The sequence below is a fragment of the Streptomyces sp. NPDC020996 genome (assembly GCF_040641355.1).
Taxonomy (GTDB): Bacteria; Actinomycetota; Actinomycetes; order Streptomycetales; family Streptomycetaceae; genus Streptomyces.
The window spans coordinates 35143-59372 of record NZ_JBFADM010000003.1 but is presented as its reverse complement, the minus strand read 5'-3'; the positions used below and the strand labels follow the sequence as shown (position 1 = coordinate 59372).

19 protein-coding genes are annotated in these 24230 nt (G+C 68.2%); 7 read left to right on the top strand and 12 right to left on the bottom strand.

Annotated elements, in window-relative coordinates; translation table 11 throughout:
- The 3 genes from AB0G63_RS03120 to AB0G63_RS03110 are packed head-to-tail and all read right to left on the bottom strand — an operon-like array spanning nt 1 to nt 5976.
- On the bottom strand, nt 1–3645 hold the full coding sequence (locus tag AB0G63_RS03120; RefSeq protein ID WP_360743365.1) for an ATP-binding protein: 3645 nt from the start codon (nt 3643–3645) through the stop codon (nt 1–3).
- Nucleotides 3642–4790, bottom strand: coding sequence for a DUF4007 family protein (locus AB0G63_RS03115; RefSeq protein ID WP_360743362.1), 1149 nt, complete (start codon nt 4788–4790; stop codon nt 3642–3644). The genes AB0G63_RS03120 and AB0G63_RS03115 overlap by 4 nt, the downstream gene beginning before the upstream one ends.
- 10 nt (nt 4791–4800) lie before the next feature.
- Nucleotides 4801–5976, bottom strand: a complete 1176-nt coding sequence (locus AB0G63_RS03110; protein WP_360743359.1) for a cysteine desulfurase family protein — start codon at nt 5974–5976, stop codon at nt 4801–4803.
- 918 nt (nt 5977–6894) lie between these two features.
- On the opposite strand from AB0G63_RS03110, the gene haaT reads away from it, so the two are divergent.
- The 4 genes from haaT to haaN all read left to right on the top strand — a co-directional run bounded on the left by haaT (nt 6895) and on the right by haaN (nt 11740).
- On the top strand, nt 6895–9663 hold the full coding sequence (gene haaT, locus AB0G63_RS03105; RefSeq protein ID WP_360743356.1) for a cyclophane-containing RiPP biosynthesis TPR protein HaaT: 2769 nt from the start codon (nt 6895–6897) through the stop codon (nt 9661–9663).
- 127 nt (nt 9664–9790) lie between these two features.
- Nucleotides 9791–9994, top strand: coding sequence for a HaaA family cyclophane-containing RiPP peptide (gene haaA, locus AB0G63_RS03100; RefSeq protein ID WP_360743353.1), 204 nt, complete (start codon nt 9791–9793; stop codon nt 9992–9994).
- Between the two features lie 13 nt (nt 9995–10007).
- Nucleotides 10008–11168 (top strand): FxsB family cyclophane-forming radical SAM/SPASM peptide maturase, encoded by a 1161-nt coding sequence (locus tag AB0G63_RS03095; RefSeq protein WP_360743350.1) that lies wholly within the window; start codon nt 10008–10010, stop codon nt 11166–11168.
- Nucleotides 11169–11260: 92 nt separating this feature from the next.
- Nucleotides 11261–11740 carry a cyclophane-containing RiPP N-acetyltransferase HaaN gene (haaN, locus tag AB0G63_RS03090; protein ID WP_360743347.1) on the top strand — a complete coding sequence of 160 codons (480 nt, stop codon included), beginning with the start codon at nt 11261–11263 and terminating at the stop codon, nt 11738–11740.
- 467 nt (nt 11741–12207) lie between these two features.
- Here the strand turns inward: haaN and fxlM are convergent, their stop codons facing one another.
- The 6 genes from fxlM to AB0G63_RS03060 all read right to left on the bottom strand — a co-directional run bounded on the left by fxlM (nt 12208) and on the right by AB0G63_RS03060 (nt 18792).
- Nucleotides 12208–13431: a methyltransferase, FxLD system gene (gene fxlM / locus AB0G63_RS03085; RefSeq protein ID WP_360743344.1), complete on the bottom strand. Its 1224-nt coding sequence runs from the start codon at nt 13429–13431 to the stop codon at nt 12208–12210.
- Nucleotides 13432–13515: 84 nt separating this feature from the next.
- A complete protein-coding gene (locus AB0G63_RS03080) occupies nt 13516–14691 on the bottom strand; it encodes a lanthionine synthetase C family protein (protein ID WP_360743341.1) in 1176 nt (391 codons plus the stop codon).
- A complete protein-coding gene (locus tag AB0G63_RS03075) occupies nt 14691–17741 on the bottom strand; it encodes a lantibiotic dehydratase (protein WP_360743338.1) in 3051 nt (1016 codons plus the stop codon). Before AB0G63_RS03075 ends, AB0G63_RS03080 begins: the two co-directional genes overlap by 1 nt.
- Before the next feature lie 80 nt (nt 17742–17821).
- Nucleotides 17822–18025 (bottom strand): FxLD family lanthipeptide, encoded by a 204-nt coding sequence (locus AB0G63_RS03070; protein ID WP_360743335.1) that lies wholly within the window; start codon nt 18023–18025, stop codon nt 17822–17824.
- A gap of 183 nt (nt 18026–18208) precedes the next feature.
- The gene (locus tag AB0G63_RS03065; protein WP_360743332.1) at nt 18209–18388 is read right to left on the bottom strand and encodes a hypothetical protein; all 180 of its coding nucleotides are present in this window, start codon (nt 18386–18388) and stop codon (nt 18209–18211) included.
- Nucleotides 18385–18792: a hypothetical protein gene (locus AB0G63_RS03060; RefSeq protein WP_360743329.1), complete on the bottom strand. Its 408-nt coding sequence runs from the start codon at nt 18790–18792 to the stop codon at nt 18385–18387. Before AB0G63_RS03060 ends, AB0G63_RS03065 begins: the two co-directional genes overlap by 4 nt.
- 211 nt (nt 18793–19003) lie before the next feature.
- Here AB0G63_RS03060 and AB0G63_RS03055 point away from each other — a divergent pair, with 211 nt between their 5' ends.
- The gene (locus AB0G63_RS03055) at nt 19004–19564 is read left to right on the top strand and encodes an ATP-binding protein (protein WP_360743326.1); all 561 of its coding nucleotides are present in this window, start codon (nt 19004–19006) and stop codon (nt 19562–19564) included.
- On the opposite strand, the gene AB0G63_RS03050 is transcribed toward AB0G63_RS03055, so the two are convergent.
- Both AB0G63_RS03050 and AB0G63_RS03045 read right to left on the bottom strand, forming a co-directional pair.
- Nucleotides 19445–20149, bottom strand: a complete 705-nt coding sequence (locus AB0G63_RS03050) for a 2'-5' RNA ligase family protein (RefSeq protein WP_360743324.1) — start codon at nt 20147–20149, stop codon at nt 19445–19447. The two genes, AB0G63_RS03055 and AB0G63_RS03050, sit on opposite strands and share 120 nt — an antisense overlap.
- Before the next feature lie 55 nt (nt 20150–20204).
- Nucleotides 20205–21548, bottom strand: a complete 1344-nt coding sequence (locus AB0G63_RS03045; RefSeq protein ID WP_360743321.1) for a hypothetical protein — start codon at nt 21546–21548, stop codon at nt 20205–20207.
- Nucleotides 21549–21771: 223 nt separating this feature from the next.
- On the opposite strand from AB0G63_RS03045, the gene AB0G63_RS03040 reads away from it, so the two are divergent.
- Nucleotides 21772–22653: a helix-turn-helix transcriptional regulator gene (locus tag AB0G63_RS03040; RefSeq protein WP_360743318.1), complete on the top strand. Its 882-nt coding sequence runs from the start codon at nt 21772–21774 to the stop codon at nt 22651–22653.
- Nucleotides 22654–22664: 11 nt separating this feature from the next.
- Nucleotides 22665–22892 (top strand): DUF397 domain-containing protein, encoded by a 228-nt coding sequence (locus tag AB0G63_RS03035; RefSeq protein ID WP_360743861.1) that lies wholly within the window; start codon nt 22665–22667, stop codon nt 22890–22892.
- 21 nt (nt 22893–22913) lie between these two features.
- Here AB0G63_RS03035 and AB0G63_RS03030 read toward each other — a convergent pair whose 3' ends face one another.
- Entirely contained in the window at nt 22914–24146 is a 1233-nt protein-coding gene (locus AB0G63_RS03030) for an HNH endonuclease signature motif containing protein (protein WP_360743315.1), read from the bottom strand.
- Nucleotides 24147–24230 lie beyond the last annotated feature (84 nt).

Genomic DNA, 24230 nt, shown 5'->3' with positions numbered 1-24230 from the left:
CTACTCCTTCCCTTCGGATGTCGCGCTGTCCTGGGACAGGTGCTCAACCAGTGCGGCGAGCAGGATGCGTGCGCCGTCAGGGCCCAGTGCTTCCTTAGCTTGCCTGATGACACTGACAACGAGCTTGTCGGCGACATTCCGCGAGTTCTTCGGGACATGGATGAGCGTGCGCTCCTCCGTGCCCTGGGGGGTGGTCAGGGTGAGCAGGTGGGTGTCGATCTGGCGTGGCTTCGGCTTCGACTTCGTCTTGGCCTGCCTCGCCACTTCCTCGGCCGGAAGATCGGCTGGCTGCTCTTCCACGGCGTTGTACAGGTGGCTGACTCGGTCCAGCGCCCGGGCTCGGTCACGCACTACGCGGGGGAAGACCTCCAGGTCCCGGTCGCTCCAGTCCCCAAGGGCCTGGTTGACGAGCTGCACCACCACCGTGCCGAGCCAGTCGTCGTCGGGCAGCAGGTCGTTGAGGACGCGGGAGACGAAGCCATGGAGGCTTGCTTCGAGGGAGGCGTCAGCGAACCCCCGGAGGCGTTCGGCAAGGCCAGCGCGGAGCTCCCTTGTGGTCGCCGCTTCCAGTCGGAACTCTTGAGCGATCGTCATGACGACGTGCTGGCGAAGTTCCGTGCTGGCAGCGGTGAGCTCGTCGAGTGCTGCGGTGAGTCGCTCGATGTACGTGTCGGCGCTCTGGGAGTCCTTCTTGGTGCTCGGTGTGATCCTTTCGAGGCCGAGTGCCTGAGGGAGTTCCTCGAACACCAGGCGGTCGGGGTCAGTTGCCTTGGAGAGGACCTCTCGGATTGCAAGGGCGTCGGCGCTGAGTCGCTTCGTCTTTCGCGAGTACTGGTCGAGAACCATGACCCGCTCCAGCATCCCGCGTGTGACGGCAAGCAGCGCAGGGTTCCGGTTGGCCCGGCTGCGAGGGATGTCGACGCGAAGCGACGTCACAAGGCCATCGAGCACGAGTCGACGCTGCCCACGGTCGACCGGGGTCGACTTAACGGTGAAGCGCTCGGGATAGGGGACGCTGAGGCGTTCCATGATGGCGGACGTGAGGCGTGGGCAGTAACTGCCCTCCTCGAAGAGTGCGACGTCGTTGCCCCGCAGAATCAGTCCGGCGACGACCAGGATGGGGACGACGCCGGCCTTGACGCCGAACGGAGGGGCCATGAGCCGCTCGTAGATGTCGACGATGTTGGTGGGCTCTGTTGCCTCACTGAATGCTTCCTCAAGCTCCTCCCACACGGGGATGACGCTCGCGTTCACCTCCGCGCTGGGGCGGGACATCCCATGCGTGTGAATCGTCCCGTCAGAACTCTGCCCGCCATTGACCTCTCCAGCGGCCCGATGGAGACCAAGATGCTCCACCACGCCGTCGTAGAGCGCTCGCTCGGCAGGGAACTTGTCCTCGGGCCAGCCGAGTCGCGGAAGCCCCGTCTTCTCGATCATGGCCGTCAGAACTTCGCGACGGCTACGAGCTGCGTTGCTGGTGAGCTGGTGGCGGCCCACCATCTCGTTTCGGACGTGCGGGGTCTGGTGGTAGACGACGTTGCACGCCTCGGACACAAGCCCTGCGTAGCTTCGGGCCGTGAGCTTCATGGCGGGATCACCGTCGGTGTCCTCGCCGCTCTTCCAGAGGAACCAACTCGACTCATCGCTGCCTGGCCGGAACGCCTCAGCGAGCATGGCGGTGATGCGCTGGGAGAACTCTCCGGCTCGCTCGCTGATCTCTCGGCGAGCGACGTGATCAAGCTCCTCATCGCCCATGAGGTCCTGGAGCGCCACCAGCGTGGTGCCGGCCTCCAGCACGGCGTCGGGGTTCCTGGTGACGCCAACGACGACCGGGAGCGGCGAGTTGACCCGCGGAGTGCTCTTCAAGTCGCCGAGGTGGAAAACGAGCATGCCGTCGGCCGCGTCCTGAATGATCCGCGGCCCACGCAGCTTCTCGGTCTGGTGGCTGACAGCAGTTACGAAGTGGCGCTGCATGCCGGTGATCTGACTGTGCGCACCAGCCGTGACAGCGTTCGGCAGCACGCTCGTTCCGAGGTGCTTGTTGAAGTAGCGCACCACATCGTCGGGCTGCAGTTGCGCTGCGATCTCGCGCACCCGAGCATCGATGTCGACGTCGGTACCCTGCCAGATCCGGTACTCATCGCTGTACTCACGGTGAACGACGAGTCCGTCCTTCACCAGCTTGTCTAGCCGGCTCTTCAGTTCTGCGAACCGCTCGGCGTTGGCGGCTTCGATCGGATCGTTCAGCGCGAACTGGATCATCGCGGGCGTGGCGCGAAGGAGGCCGTCAGCGTCGATGAGGTTGAGTACGCCGATGGCCTTGAGGAGCTCCTGGTCTGCCTCGGGGAGGCCATGTGCTTCCTCTAGGCGCGCGTCGATCTCCAGCCAACGACTGGCCTTGGAGGAAGCCAGAATCGTGGTTCGACCGGCAGAGAAGAAGAAGTCGTAGAGCTGCGGAATCCGGATCGTGGTGGCGCGCTGAGGTGCGGCCTCAGCGAAGGTAGCGATACTGCGGCGTACCGTGTGTGGCTCATCGTTGACCAGAAAACCGCTCAGGCTGCGGTCATTCTGACCAATTTGCGAGGCCATGAGAGGCCCCGCGACCGCGGTGAGCGGATGCAGCGGGTAGAGGTTGGCGAAGGACTCCGTCGAGATGTCTACAACCGAGTGCAGGGAGTGCTCGCGCCAGAATTTGTATGCGGCCGCCGCTTGGGCCTCGATCAGCCTGCGTCCCTTGTCCGGCACCTCAGCGTGGGACAGCTTCCGCTGGAGGAGGTAGACCGCGTCACCGATGTTGGGGGCGAAGGTGACGTCCTCGAATCGGCCCTGGATCTTGGCCCACTCCTGCGTCTGCACCGAGCTGGCCCGCGATGCGTAGTCCGTGAAGGCCAGGTGCTGGAGGGTGAACATGAACAGCGGCAGCCCGTTGGCGCCGGCGCCCTTCTCCGCGAGCTCCTGGAGAAGGAAGACGTCGTTCTTGGCGCTGCTGTTGTCTCCAGAGGAGACCAGGTACTCCAGGGATTTGCCGAACTCGTCGATGATCAGCAGCAACGGCGCCTTGCTGCACAGCAGGGTGACTGCGGCAATCAGGCTGTCCGTCGGATTCTCAGTCTCGAGGTCAACTTCGGCAAGAGCGGCAGCGATGTCCTTGGGAACGCGCTTCTTCCACTTTCGCTCCACCGCGATCTCAAGTGCTCGGTAGACCGTGGCGGCCAGTGGTTCTCGGCGTGCCGTGGTAACGGCCCCGAGGAACCCATCACTGGCGAACGCGGCACAGCCCTCGGCAATCTCCTGGGCCAGCGCTTCGTTCGTGGCTGCTACTGCTTCGTGCGCGGCCTTGCGACGGCTGCCGTCATGGCCGAGGAGGGCATCGATGAGGTTGGAGAGAGTGGACTTCCCGGAACCGTATGGTCCAGTGAAGGACCAGGCGCGGGCCCGCTTAGGGTCGCGAAGCGCGGTCGCCACCCGCTCCAGGACGTCGCGCGCTCGGACGCCTACGTAGGGAGCGTGGATGTCCGGGTCCCGAACATCACGCTCCAGGTTCGTGGAGCGGAACTCCGTTCCGATGAAGCTGATACCTGCAGGGATCTGCGCACCGGAGCTGGTCGCTTCGGTACGAGGCGAAGTCGTGGTGGCCGTGGTCACGCGAGCTCCTCGAGCATGTCAGCCTGCTGGGGGATCTGCCCCTGCGCGGTGTTGGCGTCGTCTGTGGTCTTCATCAGGCCCGGGTTTTGACGCGCCCATTCCTCTGGCGTGGGGAACCCGTCGCGCTGCCGTACGTGGCCGTACTGCTCGTCGAGGACATCCCAGGCGAGGGTCTCCGGGTTGTCCTGGAAGCGAAGGCTGCGTTGTCCCAGAGACTCAACGATTTCCAGCTTGGGGTGATTCTCGATGTAACTCTCAATGGCCCTGGCCAGTTCCGGTTCGCGCATACGGAAGGCACGACCGGGTCCGCCCGGCTCGCCGGCGAGACGCGCAAGGGAAATAGAATCCGGCTTGCGGGTAAAGCGAGCCGCGTAGTCGAGGCACGCGTATACAAGGACGCGGGACGGAAGGCTCGGACGAACACCGCTTGTGAAGCGGTAGGTGCGCTCCTTTCCGCGGCCTCCCTGGTATTCCAGCAGCCCAAGCTCCTTGAACGGGCAAAGCAGAGAATCCTCAAAGCTTCCGGGTGACAGCGGGTTCGCCTCAGCGTCCGGCGCGTACATCTTGATGATGCAGTCGACATCGCGAACGATCGACTCGGCCGCCGGCCAGTCCTCGCGGTTGAAGCTGCTGTGCACTTCGCGAGTGATGAGGGCGGTCATCTCCTCGTGCGTCACCCGAGCAAGAGGCGAGAGGTGAAACATCACGTACCAGCTCGGTGCGAGACACGGAGCGTCCTTGTCGCCGGAAACGAGCCACCAGTGCAGAAGCCAGAGGCTTCCCGTGTCCTCGAGGTACGGATCAGCTCCGTCCGGGTCCAGCAGCCAGCGGGCCCGCCAGGTCGGCGCAGCCGCGTATGAGCGCGACTGCGGCTCCGAGCTCCGGTACTCATGGGTCAGCTTGAACGCCTGCGACCAGTAGCGCATGGAGTAGACCATGTTCTTACCTACCCCCAGGCGAACCAGCGCGTCCGGGGCATGGAAGAGCATTTCGGCTTGTTTGACCTGAAGATATGCCTTGTGCAGCCAGCCGAACCGAGGAGGGAAACTCTCGTGCCGGTTGAATTTAAGCCCGACGACGTCGGAGAGGCGGCCTTCTGGCATTGGGGTAGAACCCTTCAGATCAAGGTGTGCGTACGAAGTCACGAGGGGCGGCTCATGAAGCCGCTGTTGCGTCCATCACGGTCCGTACGTGGATGACGGCTCGAACAGTGGCGTCGATGGCGCGACCGATCTCCTGTTCGGTGGTGGCATGGCCCAGGGAGAACCGGATGGTGGAATCGGCTGCTTCCCGACTGAGCCCCATGGCCAGCAGCACATGACTTGGAGTCGGCGCTCCTGCGGAACAAGCACTTCCATCAGATGCAGCCACCTCAGGCATGGACGCGAGGAGAGCATCGGCGGGCGCGCCCGGGAAGGTGATGTTGGAGACGCCGGGCAACCGCGGGGCGCCGGCGCCGTTGACCCGGCTCCCCGGGAGCTGCGCGAGGACCTCACCTTCGAGGAGGTCGCGCAGCTTCGCGATGCGTGACGCTTCCTCGTCAAGGTGTCGACGTGCTGCTTCGGCAGCGGCGCCCAGGCCGACGATCCCGGGAACATTGAGGGTGCCGGCACGCCACCCACGTTCGTGCCCGCCTCCGAAGAGCAGCGGGCGCTGCGGCAACGGGCTGCCCCGGCGAATGAACAAGGCGCCCACGCCCTGCGGACCGCCAAACTTATGCGCCGACAGCGACAACAGGTCGACGTCGAGTTCATCCAGGTCGAGCGGGAGGCGACCGACGTACTGCGTCGCATCCGTGTGGACCAGCGCACCAGCCGAGTGGGCGACCTCGACGACCGGCGCCAGATCGTTGATCACCCCGGTCTCGTTGTTGGCCAGCATGATGGAGACGAGCGCCGCCCCGCGCTCCAGAACGGCACCCCTCAGCTCGTCTAGATCGATCCGTCCGTCCTCGTCAACCGAGACGGTGACGAGCCCCGTCGACGCGCCAACTGCAAGCGCCCGAGCAGTTTCCAGAACTGCGGGATGCTCTACGGACGAGGTGATGATCAAGCCGCTCTCGGCATAAGCTGCCTTCAGGGCAAGGTTGTTGGCCTCGGTGGCACCCGAGGTGAACACGACCTCTCCGGGGGAACAGTTGAGCAGCTCAGCGAGTTGCCGACGCGCCCAGTCGACCCTGCTTGCAGCATCACGGCCGTGGTGATGGATGCTGGAGGCGTTACCCACGGCTTGCAGTGCGTCATACACGGCTTCGAGGGCCTCGGGCCGCATGGGAGCAGTGGCGTTGTAGTCGAGGTACACGGGCGACGCCTCGAACGTCTCCGCTGCCATAAAATCCCCCACTAGGTCCGGTTCGCTCCTGATGTCGCTCCTGGTGCCTGTCGTCAGCAGGCCACTCAGGTTCCACCAGGAGTGCTCTGAGATCCTAACGAACGCTGGGGACGATTGGGACCGCCGCGCCACAGGAAGCGCTCGTAGTACAGCTCAGGAGCGCTGACGATCGCGGAATGTGCACATCTGCCCAACGTGTGACGCAGCCTTTGTGGGGCGGAGCGCACCCGGGGGACCCGTTGAACGCCTCTCCGGTCGTTGCACACCACTCCGTACGGCGACGGCCGGCCCCGGGCCACACACCAAAGACGGTCTCGATTCCGACGCGTCACCCACGCTGACTATGGAACTGCAACCCCGCGTTTACCGAGCCCGTTGGGCTGGGCAGGAAGCGTTAATCCGTAGGATTCGTTCACATAACACGATAAGTACCCTTTTACCGGTTGCCGGAATTCAGAACACCAGCAACCGGCGATAGGACCTAGCGGGCCAAGTGCCTGCAGCTGGGTCAGCCGAATGAGGGTAAGCAGCACCGAACTCAGGGCCGGGCCGTCAGAGGCGCCCGATATTGGCCTCGCTTTCCATCATTCTCGGCATGCCGCTCTGTCCGGGAAGTTTTTGACCTTCGACTCGGTATTTAATTCAACTGGACCAGATATGTGCGCCGAAAACCCGCGGACTGGTCAGTCAGAACATCGATTTCGTCGGCATGGCGGACGCTGTGCGTGGATGCTGGTCCATGCAGTGGTTGGTGGCGCAGAGGCGCCCTTGACCAAGGTCCACGAGGGCTGTTCCGTTAGGGAAGTTGGGACGTCGGACTCGGGGGTGGCCTTCTGTGACCAGGTCGGTTGGCGGTTCGTGGTGTCTCGTCAACGGCACCAAGGCGGAGACCGCTCCGCCGGCCACTGGGGCCTCCGTATGAGACTCCGGCGCGGGATCGCGATCGCCGTCGTCGCCGGAGGCGGCGCTGTGACCACGCTGCTGGTCGGGCTCGTCACGAACGCCGTGTCCAACAAGTCGCGGTGGCCCGGCTGGCTGGGGTGGTTACAGGAGCACGCCTGGTTCTCCTTCGTCGTGTTGGGCGTGGCGATGGCGGGGCTGACAGCCCTGCTCGCCGGGCTGTCCGAGGCGCGCCCTCCCACCCCGCCGGGACGACCGGAGGATGGAGCGGGGCCACCGGGAGCCGCCCAGGTGCTGCGTTCGTTGCCGCGCGACACCGCCGCGTTCACCGACCGTGCCGCGGAGCTGGAGCGGCTGGTGGGCTCGGTGCGGGCCTCACAGGAGCGTGGTGAGGGGCTGCCGGTTCACGTGATCGACGGCATGCCAGGCGTCGGCAAGACCACCTTCGCCGTGCACGCCGGCCACCTGCTCTCCGAGCGGTTCCCCGACGGCCAGCTCTTCGTGAACCTCAACGGGCACACGCCGGGGCGTACTCCGGTGCAGGCCGGCGAGGCGCTCGCCTCGCTTCTCGCGGCCGCCGGCGTGCCAACGCAGCAGATACCCGTCGGTGACGACGTCGGAGCGGTCACGGAGGCCCGGGCTGCCATGTGGCGGAGCAGGCTCGCGGGCAAGAAGGCGCTGCTGATTCTCGACAACGCCGCCAGCTACCGGCAGCTGGAGCCGCTGCTCCCCGGTGGCAGCGGCTGCCTGGTGTTGGTGACCAGCCGCAAGCGGCTGGTGGCGAACGAGGAGGTGGTCATGTCGGTGGACGCACTGCCGCCGGATCACGCGGTCGACCTCTTCGTGCGGCTCAGTGGGCGGCCGGCTGACGCTCTCGGCCGGGATGTGGTGGAGGAGTTGGTGCGGCTGTGTGGGTGTCTGCCGCTGGGAGTGTCGCTTCTCGCGGCACGGTTGCGGCACCATCCGTCCTGGACCGCCGAGGACCTGCGCGGGCGGCTGGTCGCGACACGGGACCGCCTGGGAGAGCTGCGCGCCGGGGAACGCGCCGTCACCGCGACGTTCGATCTCTCCTACCGGGATCTCGCGCCGGAGCGGCAGCGCTTCTTCCGACAGCTCGGCTTCTTCCCGGGCACTGATCTCGACGCGCACGTCGGTGCGGCACTTAGTGAGGTCTCGGTCGTGGTGGCCCGTCTGCACCTTGAGGCGCTCTACGACGACCACCTGATCGACGAGCACCCGGGGAGTCGCTACCGGCTGCACGATCTCTTGCGCGACTACGCTCGCGGTCTCGCCGCTGAGGGAGACAGCATGGACCACGCACAGGCCGTCCAGCGTGTGTGCACCTACTACCTGGCCGCTCTCGCCGTCGCGAACGAGCACATCGTGCGCAGCGGAGCCGCAGTGCCACCGGCGCCGGACGGCGCCTCGCGGGTGGAGACCCCGGTCCTGGAGTCGCGGGCGGATGCCCTGAGCTGGCTGGAGACCGAGCGGGCCAACATCCTGGCTTGCGTCCGGCGGGCGAACGGCCTCGCCCTGTACGACCTCGTGGTCCGGCTCGCCGCGGCCATGGCGCCCTTCCTGCGCCAGGCCGGCCCCTGGGACCAGGCCGTCGGGCTCCATCGGACCGCCGCCGAGGCCGCCCGCCATACCGGCGACCAGCGGGCCCGGGGCGACGCTCTCGCTGAACTCGGTGTCGTACGCCGCTTCATGGCTGCCTACCCACAGGCGATCGAGGCCCTGAACGACGCCGTAACGGCGTACGAAGCCGTCGACGAACGGCGCGGCAAGGCGGAGGCGCTGAACCAGCTCGGCATCGTCTGGTACCTGACCGCGGACAACGAGGACGCGGCCCGCGCCCAGACCGAGGCCCTCGCCCTGTACCGTGAGCTGGGATACCGGCTCGGACAGGCGAACGCTCTCGCGGATCTCGGCATGACACAACGGCAGTTGAGCCGGTTCGACGCGGCGGTGGAGGCGCAGAGCGAGGCTCTGACGATCTACCGAGAACTCGGTGACCGGTACGGGGAAGCGAACTCCCTGCGGGACTTGGGTGTCGTGCACTGTCTTATGGGCGCGTACGACCTATCCGCGCGGCATCACCAGGAAGCGTTCGACATCTACCTGGAGCTGGACGACCGTGTTCACCAGGCTTACGCGCTGAACGAGTTGGGCGTCGTCCGACGGCTGACCGGAGACATCGAGGGAGCGCGGACGGCATACAGCCAGGCCCTGACGCACTTCACCGAGCTCGGTGAACGGTTCGGCCGCGCGAACAGCATCCGCCACCTTGGCGTCGTGGACCGCATTTCAGGGGATGCGACAGAGGCGATCCGGCTTCTGGAGGAGGCCCTGGACGCCTACCGCGAGCTCGGCAGCCGCGGGGGTGAGGCCGCCTCGCTGAGCGAGCTGGGCGTGGCGCGCGGCATCGTTGGTGAGCGGGACGACGCAGTCGACGCGTTCCAACGCAGCTTGGAGATCCTGCGGGGCCTGGGCGACCGATGCGGCGAGGCGGAGGTACTGAACCACTGGGGGATGGTGCTGTTCACCTCCGGTGAATCGAGTGCCGCTCGCGGGCACTTCGACCAGGCGCTCACGCTCGCGCGGGACATCCGCTGCCCGCTGGAGGAGGCACGGGCACTGGAGGGCATCGGCCGCTGCGATTGGACGGTTGACGGGCCTGGTCACGGCGTGGGCTCGCTACAAGCAGCCGTGACCGTGTACCGGCGGTTGGGAGTGAGCGCGGCCGTGCACGACATCGAACGGTTGCTGGTGTCACGGTCTGGTTGACGCCAACCATGTGGCCGAATTCCCTGTGCCAGGTGCGTGGTTGAGGATGCTACGTTTCCGGCTGATCTGTCGCTTCAACCCCGTCGCACAGTGCCACCTCCGGCACGTACCTCACGAGGAGCGTTGAATGCCGTCACCCACGTCCGTCACCGAGCCACACACCATCACGTCTGTCGGCCCGGCGTCCGGAGAGCCGACGGTGGCCGGCACCGCCGTCCTGGACCGCGTGGCCGCCCGTGTCCGACAGCGGCTGGAAGCTGAGGAGGGCGCGACGGGCCGGGTCGGTGACGGTGCCCACGCGGCCTCGCTCATCTGGCCCTGGCCGCTGTGAGCACGTCCGCTCGATGACAGAACTCGAAGGCCCCGTTCCTTTCCGGACGTTCATCCTCAAGGTCGCCAACCGCTGCAACATCGACTGCGACTACTGCTTCGTCTTCAACTCCAGGGACCAGGCGGCGCGGCGCCTCCCCGCGCGAATGGACCTCGGTGTGGCCCGGGCTGCGGCCCGGCGGATCGGTGAGCACGCCTCCGCACACCGCCTTCGGACCATCCACGTCGTATTGCACGGCGGGGAGCCGCTTCTGGCTGGCGTCGGGCACATGGCCGGTCTGCTGGAGGCCGTCCGGGACGGTACGCCGGCCGGGACCCGGGTCCTCTTCGAGCTCCAGACCAACGGGACTCTTCTGTCCGGTGCCTGGCTGGACCTCTTCGAGCGGTACGAGGTTGCGGTCGGCGTCAGCCTCGACGGACCGCCACGCGCGAATGACCGGCACCGGCTGACCCACGCCGGGCGGTCGAGCGCCGCCTCCGCCGTGCGCGGCATCGAACTCCTGCGGTCGCGGCCACACCTGTTCGCGGGGCTGCTCGCCGTCGTGGACCTGGCCAACGACCCCGTGGAGGTCCACGACTACCTCGCGGCGTTCGAACCGCCCGTGATCGACTTCGGCCTGCCGCACGCGACCCACGACGACCCGCCGCACCGCTCCGACCCGAGCGTGCCCGAGTACGGGCTGTGGATGAGCAGGGTGTACGACGCCTGGCTCGCCCGGCCCGAGTACGGGCACAGCGTCCGGATGCTGGAGGACATCGTGGCCCTCAGCTCTGGCGTGCGCGGCTCGGTGGAGACGCTCGGCCTGGCCCCGCCGACAAGCGTCGTGATCGAGTCCGACGGCTCCATCGAAGCGGTGGACACCCTACGGTCGGTCGAGGAGGGCGCCTCCTGGCTCGGGATCGACGTCCTCAACCACTCCTTCGACGAAGCTCTGTCGCATCCAAAGCTGCTGCACCGGCAGCACGGCAAGGATGCGCTCGCCGACGAGTGCCGCGCCTGCCCACTCGTGGACGTGTGCGGCGGTGGCTACCTCCCGCACCGTTTCAGCGCTGCCCAGGGCTACAGGAACCCGTCTGTCTACTGCGCGGACCTGGAGTACCTCATCCGACACGTCCAGGGCTCCCTGCGGCAGCACGGCTGGAACCCGTATGCGCAGGCCGCTTCGTCGCCGTAGACGCGTGTGCCGTACCGCCAAGAGGGGATCACGCGTTGGAACGAACGAGTGCAGCAGCGACCGAAGCAATCGAGGAAGGACAGGAGGCGCCGATGACCGTGACGATCCGTCCCGCGGAGAAGCGGGACGTCCCGGCCGTGGCCGAGCTGATCGAGGAGATCGAGCGGTTCTACGGCGCGACCGACACCAGTATCCAGCCGCTGGAGGAACGCCGAACCCAGGTCGAGGAGGCGCTGTTCGGCTCGCCGCCGCTGGCCTCCGCGCTGCTCGTCGAGGACGAGACCGGTGACATCGTCGGACTCGCCGCCTACTCATTCCTCTGGCCGGCCGCCGGTTCCTCGCACTCCCTCTTCCTCAAGGAGCTGTATGTCCGCGGCACGCTCCGACGGCAGGGCATCGGTGCCCGCCTCATGGACGAACTCCGTGCCATCGCTGCGGCGCGTCCCGGGTGCAGCCGTGTGGAGTGGATGACCGACAGCGACAACCCGGGTGCACGGGCCTTCTACAAGTCACTCGGGTTCGCCGAGTTCGACGGAAAGACCGTCTATCGGGTCGACTCCGGCACCGCGTGAGGGTGGCGCGAGACCAGTGGTAGAAGAGCGCTGCAACGAGTGCGGCAGCGAGATCGTCATCGGGCTGGGATGCGAATGTCCGCCGGGGTCGTCCGCCTCGGCGCCCCCGCGTTCGGTGGGCACGTTCGTGAGGAGGGAGTGGCGGACTCACCCGGATGAAACGATCCTGATCTCCCCGACGCAGTGCGCGCACAGACCCGGCTGGTGCGACCACATGACCGAGGACGACGTACGGCCGCCGCGGTGGGGGTGGATCCCGGATCCTCCGCCTGGGCTGTGGGAGCGGTTGAGCAGCGCTTCTCCGGCGACCGCCACCGCGGGCAATCCGAGGCGGCGGGCCGTGCGGCGGTGCACCGACTGCGAGGCGAACCTCGCGCAGGGCTGACCACCGTCCTACAACGCCGCTCGGCTCTCGTTTCGGTGGGCGCGGCCGTGCCTGTCAACGGCCGCGCCCGCCTGCGTAAGGATCAGTAGGCGATGACGAGCCGCACGGAGGGCCGGTCGATCACGGCTCCGTCGGCAAGGTCGCTGTCCGGTGTGTCCGCGGGGTAGGCGGTGACCATGGGTTCGGCGGTCCGGGCCGGGCTCCAGGCGCGGATCTGCGCGCAGATCTGCTCGGCGAGGTTGGCGCCAGCCGGGCCGTAGCCGACGGCTCCCAGCCGGAACCGGGGTTCTGCCCCCTGGTGTTCGGTGGTCCGCTCCAGAGTGAGGTACGCGATGGAGTCCCGCTCGACGAGGGCGGGGCTCAGGGCGGGTGAGGCGGGGCGATGAAGGCCGGCCTCCATCGCCGCGGGCTTCGCGGTGATGCGGCAGGTCGCTCGCTCGGTGGCTCTCAATCGCAGCCAGACGGCGTCGAAGGACTCGACGGGCCCGACCGTCACATCGGTCCAGGCGACCGACTTCGGTTGGGTGAGCGCGTCGCGCAGGAGGTCCAAGGCGATGGACTGGTCCTCGTCCCAGTAGAGCCTGACGAGCCGGTCGTCGTCGATGTAGTCGTTCCGTTCTCCGTCCTGGCCGATCACCGGGAGGAAGCCGCACATCTTGACGGAGTCGGACCGCATCCGGTCCTTCTCGCGCCGGAAGGCCACGGACCTGGACAGGCCGCGCCATCGCAGTGGGACCACGAGGCGTCCGCCGACGGCGAGCTGGTCCCACCAGGTAGCGGGAAGGTCCCACATGCCGACTGTGGCGATCATTCGGTCGTAGGGGCTGTACTCCTGGGCGCCGAGGGCGCCGTCCCTCGTGACCACGCGAACGTCCTCGTTTCCGTTTGCGTCCAGCATCCGGCGGGCGTAGGCGGTCACGTCGGGGTCGATGTCGCACGTGGTGACCTGTCCCGACGGTCCGGTGAGGTGCTTGAGCAGGGCGGCGTTGTAGCCGGTGCCGGCCCCGATCTCGAAGACGTTGTCGCCCTCGCGGACCGCGAGCTGGACGAGCATGAAGTGCACGACGTCTGGCTGGGAGGCGCAGCTCAGCGGGAGTGCGTCCTCGTCGGGGTTCTCCTTGATCGTCACGCTCTTGTTGGCGTACGCCTCCTCTAGGGGCGCGTCGGGGAGGAATGCGTGGCGGGGTACGGTCCGCATGGCGGTTTCGACGCGTGGGTCGCGGAGGCCGGAGATGTCCTCCTTCAGGATGGCGTCGACCAGGTGGTTGCGCAGGTCCTCGGGGGAGGCGCCGGTGGTTGTGTTCATCGCGTCCTTCCGGTTGCCCGGCCGTGCGTGCGGCAGGGGCAGATCGTACTCATTTGTTCTGGTGCGCAGGGGCGGGTCGCGGCTTCATCCCGTCAGGAGCAGGCAGCGGTCCCAGGGAGCGGTGATCGCCGTGTTTACGGGGTCGGTGAGACGGACCAGGTGGATGCCTGCCGTGCCGTCCATCAGGCCGACGCCGTCCGGCAGTCCGCGGTGGTCCAGGTGCGCGTTGAGCTGGTCGTTCAGGCGGGGTAGGAGCGAGGCGAGTTCGTGGTCGGTGGCGTCGGCGGCGGCTCGGGAGACGGTCTGTATGAGCCCCGCCCATCCGTGGCAGAGGGATGCGTCGGTGAGTAGGGCGAGTTGCTGGTTGTCGGTCAGGCATCCGGCCAGGGCCTGCTCGGCCTGGCGTTGCCGGTCGTGGTCGCCGAGGGCGATGCCGGCGAGTTGTTGGGCGCGGGCAATGCCGGGAGTGCCGTAGCACCAGGACGGGCGTCTGGGTCCTGAGCGCTGGAGTTCGCCGTGGCGGTGTTCGGCTCGGGTGATCAGGTCCGGCCACCAGGTGTGTGAGCCGGTGCCGTTGCGCCACCGGTCGAGCCAGTCGCAGATCCGGGTGATGGCTTGCGTCTGTCCGGGCACCGTGTGGCCGTGGCGCAGGGCCGTGGCCAGCAGCGCCAGCGGTCCGGCGATGCCGTGGGCGAGGCCGAAGTTGCCGTGTCCACCGGGCCATCGCGGCGTCGGTCGCAGATCCGGGCTGTCGCTGGTCCACCAGCCCGGCAGGAGTTGCGCGTCGATGGTGATCGGTTCGGTCAATCGGACCAGGTAGGCGAGGGTGTCTCGCAGTTCCGTCTTGTGGCCGCGGTGCAGGTGGTACACGCCCAGCCCGGTCAGTCCGCTGATGAGGTCGTACTCGCCCAGGGTGGGCAACGCGCCTCGGTCGATGCGGGCGTGTGCCCGCTTGAGTCGTTGGCGCGTGACGTCGGCGAGGTGCGTGTCCAGGGTCGCCAGGGCGCGTGTGGCGGTGTTCGTGTGCGTGAAGCTGAGGACGTAGGCGACGGCTGGGGCGCCCTCGTACAGGCCGCATGCTTCCGGGACGGCCTGGATCGGGCTCTTGAGCATGGCGGCGGCCCACGGTCGGAGCGCGTCCCGGTCCTCTTCGCCGGTGTGGGCCCTGATGGCGTGCAGCAGGGCGACTCCCGCCGCGCCGTCGTACAGCGACTGGCTCCAGCCGGGCCTGGTGGGTGTGGGCGGCGCGTCGTGGTTCATCAGCGGCTCTCCCTCGGCCAGGCGGCCCATGCGATGGCGGACTGACGGGCCAGGCGGCGGCAGATCCTCTCGTCCTCCCGGTCCAGGCCGCGCAGGCGGTTGTGGTGCATGTGGAGCAGGGACTCCAGGACGGAATCGAGGTCCATGCTCTCGGCGAGGCCCTCGCGATACAGCGCCAGGGCCACGGCGCGACCGTGCCACGCTTGGGCGAGCGCTTCGCCCCAGCCGCGGGCCCGGGGCGTGGTGTGGCGAACGAGTGCGATGGCCTGGTCGCTGACGCCTCGCTCAACGCGGGCCGGAGGCGCGGGGCGGTTCGCCAGCCACCGCATGCCCTCATCGGGGCCGAGCATGCCGCAGGCGATGTCCACCATGCCGACCGCGGCCAGCGCGCGTCCGTCGATGCCGTCGGCTCCGGGGCCCCGCAGGGCGGCGAGGGCGTAGGCCGAGTCGGCCGTGAACACCGCCTCGGCACTGCGCAGGGCGGCGCCGGGGCCGTAGCGGCCGATCTCCGGGGTGTACGTGTCGAACACGAGCCTGCTGCTGAGCCCCTCGCGGCGCAGCCCGGCGGCCCATCGGGCGACGCGCTCGGTGTAGGCGGCGCGCGGCCCGGGACTGCGGGTGCGGATGCGCAGGCGCAGGTGGTCGAGGTCGTGCGGGGTGCGGTAGCGGACGAACCACCACTCGGGTGTGTCCGGGAGCTGGGCCGTGAGCCGCGCGAGGTGGGTGCCGATCAGCTCCTCGAACTGGTCGGGGTGGGTGTAGATCTTGGCGTTCAGCCAGGGTGCCTGGACCGCTCCCGGTACGGGTCCGAGGGTGCTGTTGGTGAGCACGGGGAGGAAGCCGGAGAGCGGGTCGGGGGCCGGCGGGCGGATGCTGGTCATCGGCAGGGCGATCTCGTGGACGTGGCCGCCGATCCAGCCGTAGCTCTCCTCGGGCGGCGCCTCGGTGAGCACGGCCTGGCCTTCCCTGTCCAGGTGGGCGCGCAGGACGGCGGCGTGGGCCGGCACGTCGAGCTGCAGCCGCCGTGTCCGGTCGTCCTCCCGCAGCTCGACGGCACCGTGGCAGTGCCACCGCTTCCGCCACCGGCCGAGGGCGTCCGCCCACTCCCGCATGTCCGCACCACGGCCTGGAAGGTCGTCGGCGGTCAGGTTCCAGCGGCTGGGAGAGAGGATCACACGACCGTAGCGAACGCGCGGCAGGAACGGCAGCCGTGCGCCATGCGGCCCCCAGTCGAAGCCGGTCCAGGCAGGGCCGAAGGAGCGGGTCAGGTGCGCCAGGAACCGGGCCAGGGGCGGGGGTTGCTTCTCCAGGGCCATGGCGTGGAAGACCTGCGGGTCCACCACGCGGCGCCGGGAAATGCTGACCAGGTACAGGCGGGTGTGCGTGGCCGTGACCGCGATGTCGTCAACGTCGATGAGCGTCGGCACGGTGTCGTCGGGGCTGCGGTGCTCGCCCAACGGGATCACGTGCGGGAGATACGCGGGGACGCGGGCGACGTTCTCGGTGTGCGGGTACAGCGGCGGGAAGGAGAGCTGTGCAGTCAGCGCGTTCTCGACGCCTGCGTGGACTTGGCGATAGACCTCGTCCAGTCCCGTGCCGGCGGCAACCGGTGTGAACCTAGACGTGAGCGTTCCCGCTGCGCGGGCCGGCGTCACGGTGAGCGTGAAGTCCCCGCGCTCCAGGGCGGACAGGCTGTCGGCGTGCAGGCGCGCGCACATCTCCACGTGGGGCGGCGCCTCCAGCCTGGCTGGCACCTCGTCGGCTAGGCGGTTGATCAGGTCGTCAGTGAGGACGATCTCCCTGCTGCCGTCGGCCAGGGCCTGCCAGGCCAACGCCAGCAGCCGCTCGTCACGCTCGGAGACCGCCGGCGGCGGTGCGGTCATGCGGCTGCCGGGGTACTCGGCCGGATAGCCGAGCCCGGACGCCGGATCGACGACCTCCTTCACCGGCACGAACGTGCCGGTGCCGTACCGCTCCCAGAACGCGACCTGGTACTCCTTCCACACACCCTGGCCCGCCGGTCTGCGCGTCAGCCGCAGCAGCACATCGGCAGCCCTCTCCATCTCGAGCGCGACGCTCTCGGGGATCCGTACCTCGGCGTCCAGTCGCAGGTCGACGGCCAGAGGACTTCGCCCCGCGTCCGAGAGCCGACGCAGCCGACCCGTGAGTTCCTCCCGAGCCAGCCCTTGCCCGCTCGCCGGGCGCCGGTTGTGCTCGTGCGCGGCGCGTTGCACCGCTTCCAATTCGTGCAGAATCTGCGCGGCCTCAGGCACCGTGCCCGCGTCCACGCCGTGCAGCCGCTCGATCAGATGGGACAGCGGATCGGTGTCGGTCATCGGCGCGCGCAAGCTGGTGATCAGGAACTTCTCGCGCACCAGCGCGCCGAGCAGTGTACGGATGCTCTGCGGCTCAGTTCGGGGGAAGGAGGCAGCCAACTGTTCGGCGAGGGCGGCGAAGCGGACCGGCCCGCGCGCGAGGTCCTCGATCACGCGGACCGCGCTGGTGCGCCGGACGGTGGCCCCCATCGGTCCGCCGTGCGGGACGTGCAGGCGTCCTCCGCGGCGTGCCGCCAGGTTGTTCAGGACCACGTCCAGGCGCTCCAGCAGGTCGGGGCACGCCTCCAGACGGACGATGACGTCGTCCAGCCACTCGGTGTCCACCCGCACCACGGCCCGGTGCGCGTCGCCCCATCTCACGTACGGCGTGGAACCCACGCTGACCGGCGCCACCCCGGCGAAGAGGCCGAACGGGGTCGGTCGCCCCGTGGCGCGCAGCACATAGCGGACGGTGGCCATGGCGGCGCGCCGGACCTGCTTGGGACGTACCGGCTGCCCGCCGCAGATCGCGTCGACCCGCTTGGCGAGATCACGGCTCGCCTGTCGGACGGCATCGGCGAACCGCGCATCGGCCCACACCTGCTTCAGCCACCTGCCGCATGCGTCCGTGTCGGACGGATCAGGCCACCATCCCGGCAGACCCATCAGCGGCATGGCGGCGGCCCGGAGCAGCGCCGCGCCCGTGTGCTGGTAGAGCTTTCCGTCGCATCCCATCCCAATGCCTCCGCCATCAGTGCTGTGAACGAGCGGGGTCGGGAGCGGCAGCGCCCCCGACCCCTGTGCACGAACCGCCGTCAGACGGCGCTCGCGCAGGACGAGGCGCAGGTCGACGCGCACCCGTCACCGGTGCCGCACGCCTTGGGAAGCAGGTCGGCGCCGATCTCCGTGACGATGGTCAGGTCGATGTCGAACGGGTCGGCGGGTATCTCGGAGGCGGCCGTCGCGTCGGACGCCTCGGTGGTGGCCGTCGTGATCGGGCTGAGCGTGGTTGCGGTCATCGCACTTTCTCCTGTCGGAAGGATCCGAACGGTTCGTCGTGCTGCCCGGCCGACGTCTGGATTGACGAGGGCCGGGTTTCTGCGTTCGCACCTTTCGGTGCGCCCCCTCTCCGGCTGATCGGATTCCGTGGGGGACTTGGATTCGGAGCATCCGGAGAGGGGAGCCGAGGACACGGGCCGGAGCTATCGGATGTGGCCCGTGTAGAGCGTGGTCAACGTGGTGCCGGTCACCAGGACGGGCAGGAAGAGCACCTGGAAGGCGCCGAAGCCGAACCGGCTGGCGTACTTCGCCGGGTGCCGAAGCACCCATCCGATCTGGCCAAGCATCTGCCGGAGAGGCCGTTGCCGCATGGTGGTCGTCACGCTGCCGGCCTCCGTAAGGCCGTCGAGTCGGCAGCGTCGACGACTGCCCACGGCGTCGTGATCAGCGCCCCGGTCCGGGCCTGCCAGGCGGCGAGGTTGGTCCTGTCCTCCTCCAGATGGCCCAGCATTACGAGCAGGGGGGTGACGATCCCGGCTGCCCTCCCCTGCTCGACCGCGGCCAGAGCGTTGTGCCAGCCCTCGCACAGGGCGCGGCTCTCGAACGGTGCCGCCCGGTCGACGTACGTCTCGACCGTCTGCCAGCCGGCATCGGCGACGTACCGCCGTGTGCTGGCCACGCTGTGGTCGGCGGCCTCACCGAGGGACGCGGGCAGGCAGGCGTAGAGCACCAGGCGCGTGCCCGGGGGCACCTCGTGTGGTGCGGTCTGCCTCGCACTGCTGCTCATTCCGCGTTACCTCCAGCCAGGTGTGCCGAGACGCCAAGGGCCGGCGTCTCGGAGAAGAGCCTCGCCGGGGGCAATCGGCGGCGGTACGCCGTCAGCACGCCGTTCGTCCGCCGTCCGGCAGCGCGCGAGGAGGCGTAGGTGCGGCGTACCGCCGCGGCTCACGCGAGGCGAGGGTGATCGGTCCAGTGCCTACCGGAAACGAGAAGCGGCGATGGACGCGGCGGACGAAGAGCGCCTCTGCAGGCGGACACCAGTACGGCGTCATTGGGTGAAGCTGGCCGGCTGCGCCGAGCCTTCGGGCCTCGCGCGCAGGCACGTACGAGAGTTCCTCGAGGGACGTGCCTCGCCGGAGCGGGTCGACGACGCCGTTCTGGTCGCCTCGGAGCTGGTGGGCAACGCGGTCAGGCACACAGCCGGCGGACCGGACTGCATGTGTGTGGAGGTCTATCGGGACGTGGCGGTACTGCGGGTCCACGACGCGGGACGGGATGTCTCCGGGGTCAGGGCACGATCGGCGGAGGGGGCGCTGGATGAGCTGGCGGGCAGTGGGCTCGGGCTGCTGCTCGTCGGGGAGTTGGCTTCCAGATGGTCGGTCTGGCCGACCGCGATCGGCAAGGAAGTGGTCGTGGTTCTCCCCTTGGACGTCGGCGGGCTATCCGAGCGGGACGTTCTTCCGTACATCCCAGCGGTACGTCCGCCCCTCGCGGCGGAGTTCCACCAACTGGACTGCGGGCACGACGAGTTCGACGGACGGGAGAGCGCGCAGTCCTGAGACCGCTTCCACGACGGGGGCGGCGGGACGCCGACGGTTGTTGTAGGCGAGGCTCAGGTGCGGTCGGAAGGCGGACGTCGGCTTCTTCGGGGCGAGACCGACGCTGGCCCCAGCCTTGGCCAGCGCGTGGTGCAGCCGAAGCAGGGGTTCCCAGGGGCCAAGGGACAGGCGCACGGCGCCGCGGGAGCCGGCCAGCGGCATGGCGCGTACGGAGAACGCGGAGGGCAGCAGCGCCTCGGCGTCCCGCGCAAGGCTGTCCAGCTGGTTGGGGGCGACAGCGTCCGGCCTGCCCACGCGGGCGAGGGTGATGTGCAGTCCATCCGTCGGCACCGGGTCGAGGCCGAGGGGAACCAACTCCTTCTGGCAGTGCCGGGCGAGATCCGCGAGCCGCTGATCATCCGGAAAGGTCAGCATCCAGTAGTACGCCCGGCTGCCGTCCGACCAGCCGGGGCGTGCCCAGTGGTCGGTCATCTCGTCGAGTGCGCTGAACGCCGCCCAGTCGTGGGCCGCGGTGACCGCCGGATCGTGCGTGTCGGCGGGGGGCTCGGCGGGGAACGCGGCGGGATCGGCGCTGAGCAGGGGCACCCGACGTACTCCTTCGGCTTCACACTGCCCCGGAGTACGACGACACCGACGGCGCCTACGACGCGGATGACGCCATGGCCAGGGCCGCTGGCTGCGAGCTCCAGGTCCGGAACTCGTCGCCATAATCGCGTACCGCCGGGTGATCACGCCACGGCCCGGCCTGCTCGTGCAGGTCGCGGGAGCGTTGGTAGACGGAGCTGATCGGGGTGTCTCCGCACAGCCGCAGGGCCTCACCCCCCAGCACCATCGCATGGTCAATGTCGGGGGCACGCTGCTGCAGCAACGCGGTGGCGACGTCGAGGCGTACGAGCGAACGGCTCCAGCAGGAGGTCGAGTGCTCCACCAGATCGTCGATGTGCTCGGCGTCGCGCAGCACCTGGGCCGTGTTGCGCAGCGCCACGTGTGACGTGACGGCGTTGGCCAGCGTCCGGGCCCGTCCGTACGGCTCGAAGGAGATGCAGGAGGTCAGCCCGACGGGTACCTCATGGAGGTCGGAGAGGCGGAGTGCCTGTCCGATGGCCTGCTCGACGGCACGCCGGTCGCCGGTCTTGCCGAGGGCCCGGGCCCGGCCGTTGGCGAGCAGGCGGATGGACTGGGCGTGGCGCGGAGCTCGCTCGACGGCCGCGGCGGCGCAGGCGTCCGCCTCGTCGTACCGGCCGGCGTAGTAGAAGCTGAAGGAGAGGGTGCCGCGCGCCCAGAGGTCGGTGTCCAGGTCGCCGATCTCACGGCTGAGATCCCGGGCTTCGGTGCAGTACGCCTCCGAGAGCGCGAAGTCGCCCATGTTCACTGCCATGTAGCCGAGCAGGCCGGAGGCGCGGGCGGCGAGGCGGAAGAGCTCCCGGCGCGCGCGTGGGGGCTGGCGACCGTCGAGGAGAGTGTGGGCGAGCTGCCGCACCTGACGGGCCTGGGGGCGCAGGACGTACGGCCCGTCCTGTTCGTACCGGCTGGTGATGCCCTCCAGGGAGGAATCGAGGAAGGTGAGCGTCGCGTCGTCGGCGTTGCTGGCCGTGAGCTGCCGGGTCCGGGTGACGATGTCCAGTGGATTCTCGTCGTCCTCTCGTGGTGGAGGCGGACTCAGCGTCTGCCGCCGGCTGCGCGGCTCCTCCTCGTCTCCGTCGTGCTCGGAGTCGCCGTCGTATGCCGTGGAGAACAGCTCGGAGACGGGTCGGCCCAGCATGTGTTCCAGCACCCGGCAGGCGTCAGGACGGGGCAGAGTCAGTAACTCCCCGCCGTACCAGCGGTCGAATTGGCGTGGGGAGACCTGGAGGGACACCAGGCGGGGGTCGCGGTCGAGTTCCGCCAGCCGGGCGGCGGCCCGCTCGTACTGGGCGGCGAAAGCCTCGTGCGTCGTCAGGTGCCGTTGCTGGAGCAGCTGCCGAAGCAGCGTTGTCCGTGGCATGGCCCACCCTCCTGGTGCGGCGTGCGGGACCGACAAAGAGGCGCGTGCCGATAGCGGGGTGGTGGCGATGCGTCGCCCATCGGTCGGCTGCGGCGCACGCCCGTGCGAACGCGCGCCGTGACTCCTGACAGCATGCCGAGGCAACCACCAACTAGGCAATATGTCTTGAGAAGTTGACCCGTATGGGTTGTAGAGGTGTCGCCGGTACGGAGAGACTTCCGGCATGGCCTTGAAGAGAAGCCTGGTCCCGCAGTCCGTGTACCGGCGACAGCTCGCGGCACGGTTGAAGGAGCTGCGTGACGCGACCGGGCTCACCCTCACCGAGGTCGCCGATCAGCTGGAGGTCAACCAGGGGTCACTGAGCCGGATCGAGAATGGCGAACGCGGTACGACGCCCGTCCTTGTCCGGGCGCTGCTCGACCTGTACGGCGTCGATGACGACGACCGGCGCGCCGACGTGCTCGACCTCGTACGGGCGGACAAGGAGCAGCAGAAGCCCTGGTGGCGGAAGTACTCGACGGTGCTCACCCCGACTCGCTACGACGGTTACCTCGCGCTGGAGGCCGGCGCGACACACCTCGCCAGCTACCAGCCAATGCTCGTGCCGGGACTGCTCCAGACCGAGGACTATGCCCGTGCAGTGATCTCCCAGATGAGGAAGGACCTGTCTCCGCCGCAGGTCGAGTCCCTGGTCAGAGTCCGCATGGAGCGGCAGAACAGCCGCCTGGGCGGTGGGGCCCCGGCCAGGCTGTGGGCGATCCTCGACGAAGCCGTGCTGCGAAGGACGGTCGGCTCCGTTGAAGTGATGCGCGACCAGATGCGGAAGCTGGTGGAGTCAAGCGAGCGGCCGAATGTCACCGTGCAGCTGCTGCCGTTCTCACTCGGAGCGCATCCCGGGCTGTACGGTCCGTTCGTCATCCTGACCTTCCCGGACCCCACGCCGAACCTGGTGTGGCTGGAGAACCCCAAGAACTCCGTGTATCTCGAGTCCCCGGAAGACATGAACAACTACACAGAGATCTTTGACCAGTTGAGGAGCACCGCCCTCGACCCGTCGGAGACCCGCACCCGCATCGCACGCATCAGCAAGGAGCTCGAAGAGTGAGCACGCCCAGCATGGCCGCCCCGCACGACGTCACGACGGCTGCGCACGACATCAATCTCACACAAGCGCGGTGGCGGAAGAGCTCATACAGCGGGGGCGCGAATGACTGCGTGGAGATCGCGGAACTGGGCGAGCATGTTGCGGTGCGCGACTCCAAGAACACCGGTCTTCGGCCATTGGCGTTTTCGCGGGGGGCAATGCGTGCCCTGATCGGTGGAATCGCAAGTGGAATCATCTAACTAATAGGCAGACAGGGCAGATCACACGCATGACGGATCCTGATCTGGCCGCACGGCGGTATGCCGCTCCATCGCGACCTCGAGTAGGACTTTGCGCAGTGCTTCGCGGGTGCGGCCACGAGTCTTCACCGCGTGACAGTTCGGGCACAGGGCGACCATCTGGCTGGGGTGGTCAAAACCTCCGAGAGCGAGATCTACGACGTGATCGACCTCGAGTATCGGCCACCCGCGGTCGGTAACGTCAGCTGGCTGGCCCGTGCACTGCGGATTCTCGCAGCGTCCGCCGCTGCGCCCCAGTGCTGCCTTGCGAGCAGCACTGGATCGTATGGGGTTGTACGTAGTGCGCGGTGCTCGCCTGCCGTGGTTATGAGCCGCGCCGTGCTCGGCAATGCGGCACAAGCGCTCATACTCGACGGCGGTGATGAGCCACGGCTCGGGTCGGTCTTCTGACTCCGCGTCGGCGCCGGGAGACGCGTCGTCCGCCACTCCATCGTCATACAGACCGACGTCGGTCAGAAGCGGGCAGTAGTCCAGATCATCGAAGAACCTGCACAGCAGCTCGCCAATCACCGCAAGGCGCACCTCGCCGGAGCGCCGGAGGAGGTCGTACACCGGCTCGGTCAAGCCACCAACCGGCTGATAGTCGCGAAACCAGCTGCGCAACTGCGAGTCACCATGGGCGGCCGGCACCGCACCCGCGTGGTCACGTAGCTCCCAGAGACCAGCATGGTAAAGAGCTGCGACAGGGTAGTCGGGGCGCGGGCGCTCTCCCCTCATGCCGTGCTTCTGCAGGAGAGCCTTGAGCTCTGACTCGGTCTCCTCCCATGGCAGCAGTCGCGGCTCGGCGCGTCGGGCACGGCCAACGGCCCACAACAGCACGATCGGCTGGAACAGGGCGGGACGCCCGGAGGAACGATTCACGTTCAGCTGGGTGACACAGTTGACGAGGCCATCGGAAGTGACCTCGGCTTCTGGGAGCTCGTCCACCACCGTGAAGCCGAGCTTCTTCAACAGCCCCGCGGCGTGCCCCGCACCACCGGAGAAGTCCTTGGCCGCCAGCGGCTGCCGACCGGGCAAGAAGCCGTGAGCGGCGCCGACGATTGCCTTGGAGTCGTACTGGTGCCCCGAGTTCAGAAGCAGGTAACGACGTGCGCGTCGGAAGCCGTAGCGCTGGAGAAATGCGTCCCTGCCAAGCCGGTCGCACTCCTCCACCGCCTTCTCCACCTCGGTGCGTGTTATGTCCGTCAGCGCCATGACCGGAACCCTACGCGACACGTCTGACAGCGCGGTCTCAGCGCTTGGTACCGGTGTCGGAGCGGTGCAGGGCACTTGGGATTA

Coding starts and splice junctions, on each gene's coding strand:
- AB0G63_RS03110 (WP_360743359.1), bottom strand. CDS start 5,976: ATGGCAGCGGAGACGTTCGAGGCGTCGCCCGTGTACCTCGACTACAAC.
- haaT (WP_360743356.1), top strand. CDS start 6,895: ATGAGACTCCGGCGCGGGATCGCGATCGCCGTCGTCGCCGGAGGCGGC.
- haaA (WP_360743353.1), top strand. CDS start 9,791: ATGCCGTCACCCACGTCCGTCACCGAGCCACACACCATCACGTCTGTC.
- AB0G63_RS03095 (WP_360743350.1), top strand. CDS start 10,008: ATGACAGAACTCGAAGGCCCCGTTCCTTTCCGGACGTTCATCCTCAAG.
- haaN (WP_360743347.1), top strand. CDS start 11,261: ATGACCGTGACGATCCGTCCCGCGGAGAAGCGGGACGTCCCGGCCGTG.
- fxlM (WP_360743344.1), bottom strand. CDS start 13,431: ATGAACACAACCACCGGCGCCTCCCCCGAGGACCTGCGCAACCACCTG.
- AB0G63_RS03080 (WP_360743341.1), bottom strand. CDS start 14,691: ATGAACCACGACGCGCCGCCCACACCCACCAGGCCCGGCTGGAGCCAG.
- AB0G63_RS03075 (WP_360743338.1), bottom strand. CDS start 17,741: ATGGGATGCGACGGAAAGCTCTACCAGCACACGGGCGCGGCGCTGCTC.
- AB0G63_RS03070 (WP_360743335.1), bottom strand. CDS start 18,025: ATGACCGCAACCACGCTCAGCCCGATCACGACGGCCACCACCGAGGCG.
- AB0G63_RS03060 (WP_360743329.1), bottom strand. CDS start 18,792: ATGAGCAGCAGTGCGAGGCAGACCGCACCACACGAGGTGCCCCCGGGC.
- AB0G63_RS03055 (WP_360743326.1), top strand. CDS start 19,004: ATGGACGCGGCGGACGAAGAGCGCCTCTGCAGGCGGACACCAGTACGG.
- AB0G63_RS03045 (WP_360743321.1), bottom strand. CDS start 21,548: ATGCCACGGACAACGCTGCTTCGGCAGCTGCTCCAGCAACGGCACCTG.
- AB0G63_RS03040 (WP_360743318.1), top strand. CDS start 21,772: ATGGCCTTGAAGAGAAGCCTGGTCCCGCAGTCCGTGTACCGGCGACAG.
- AB0G63_RS03035 (WP_360743861.1), top strand. CDS start 22,665: ATGGCCGCCCCGCACGACGTCACGACGGCTGCGCACGACATCAATCTC.
- AB0G63_RS03030 (WP_360743315.1), bottom strand. CDS start 24,146: ATGGCGCTGACGGACATAACACGCACCGAGGTGGAGAAGGCGGTGGAG.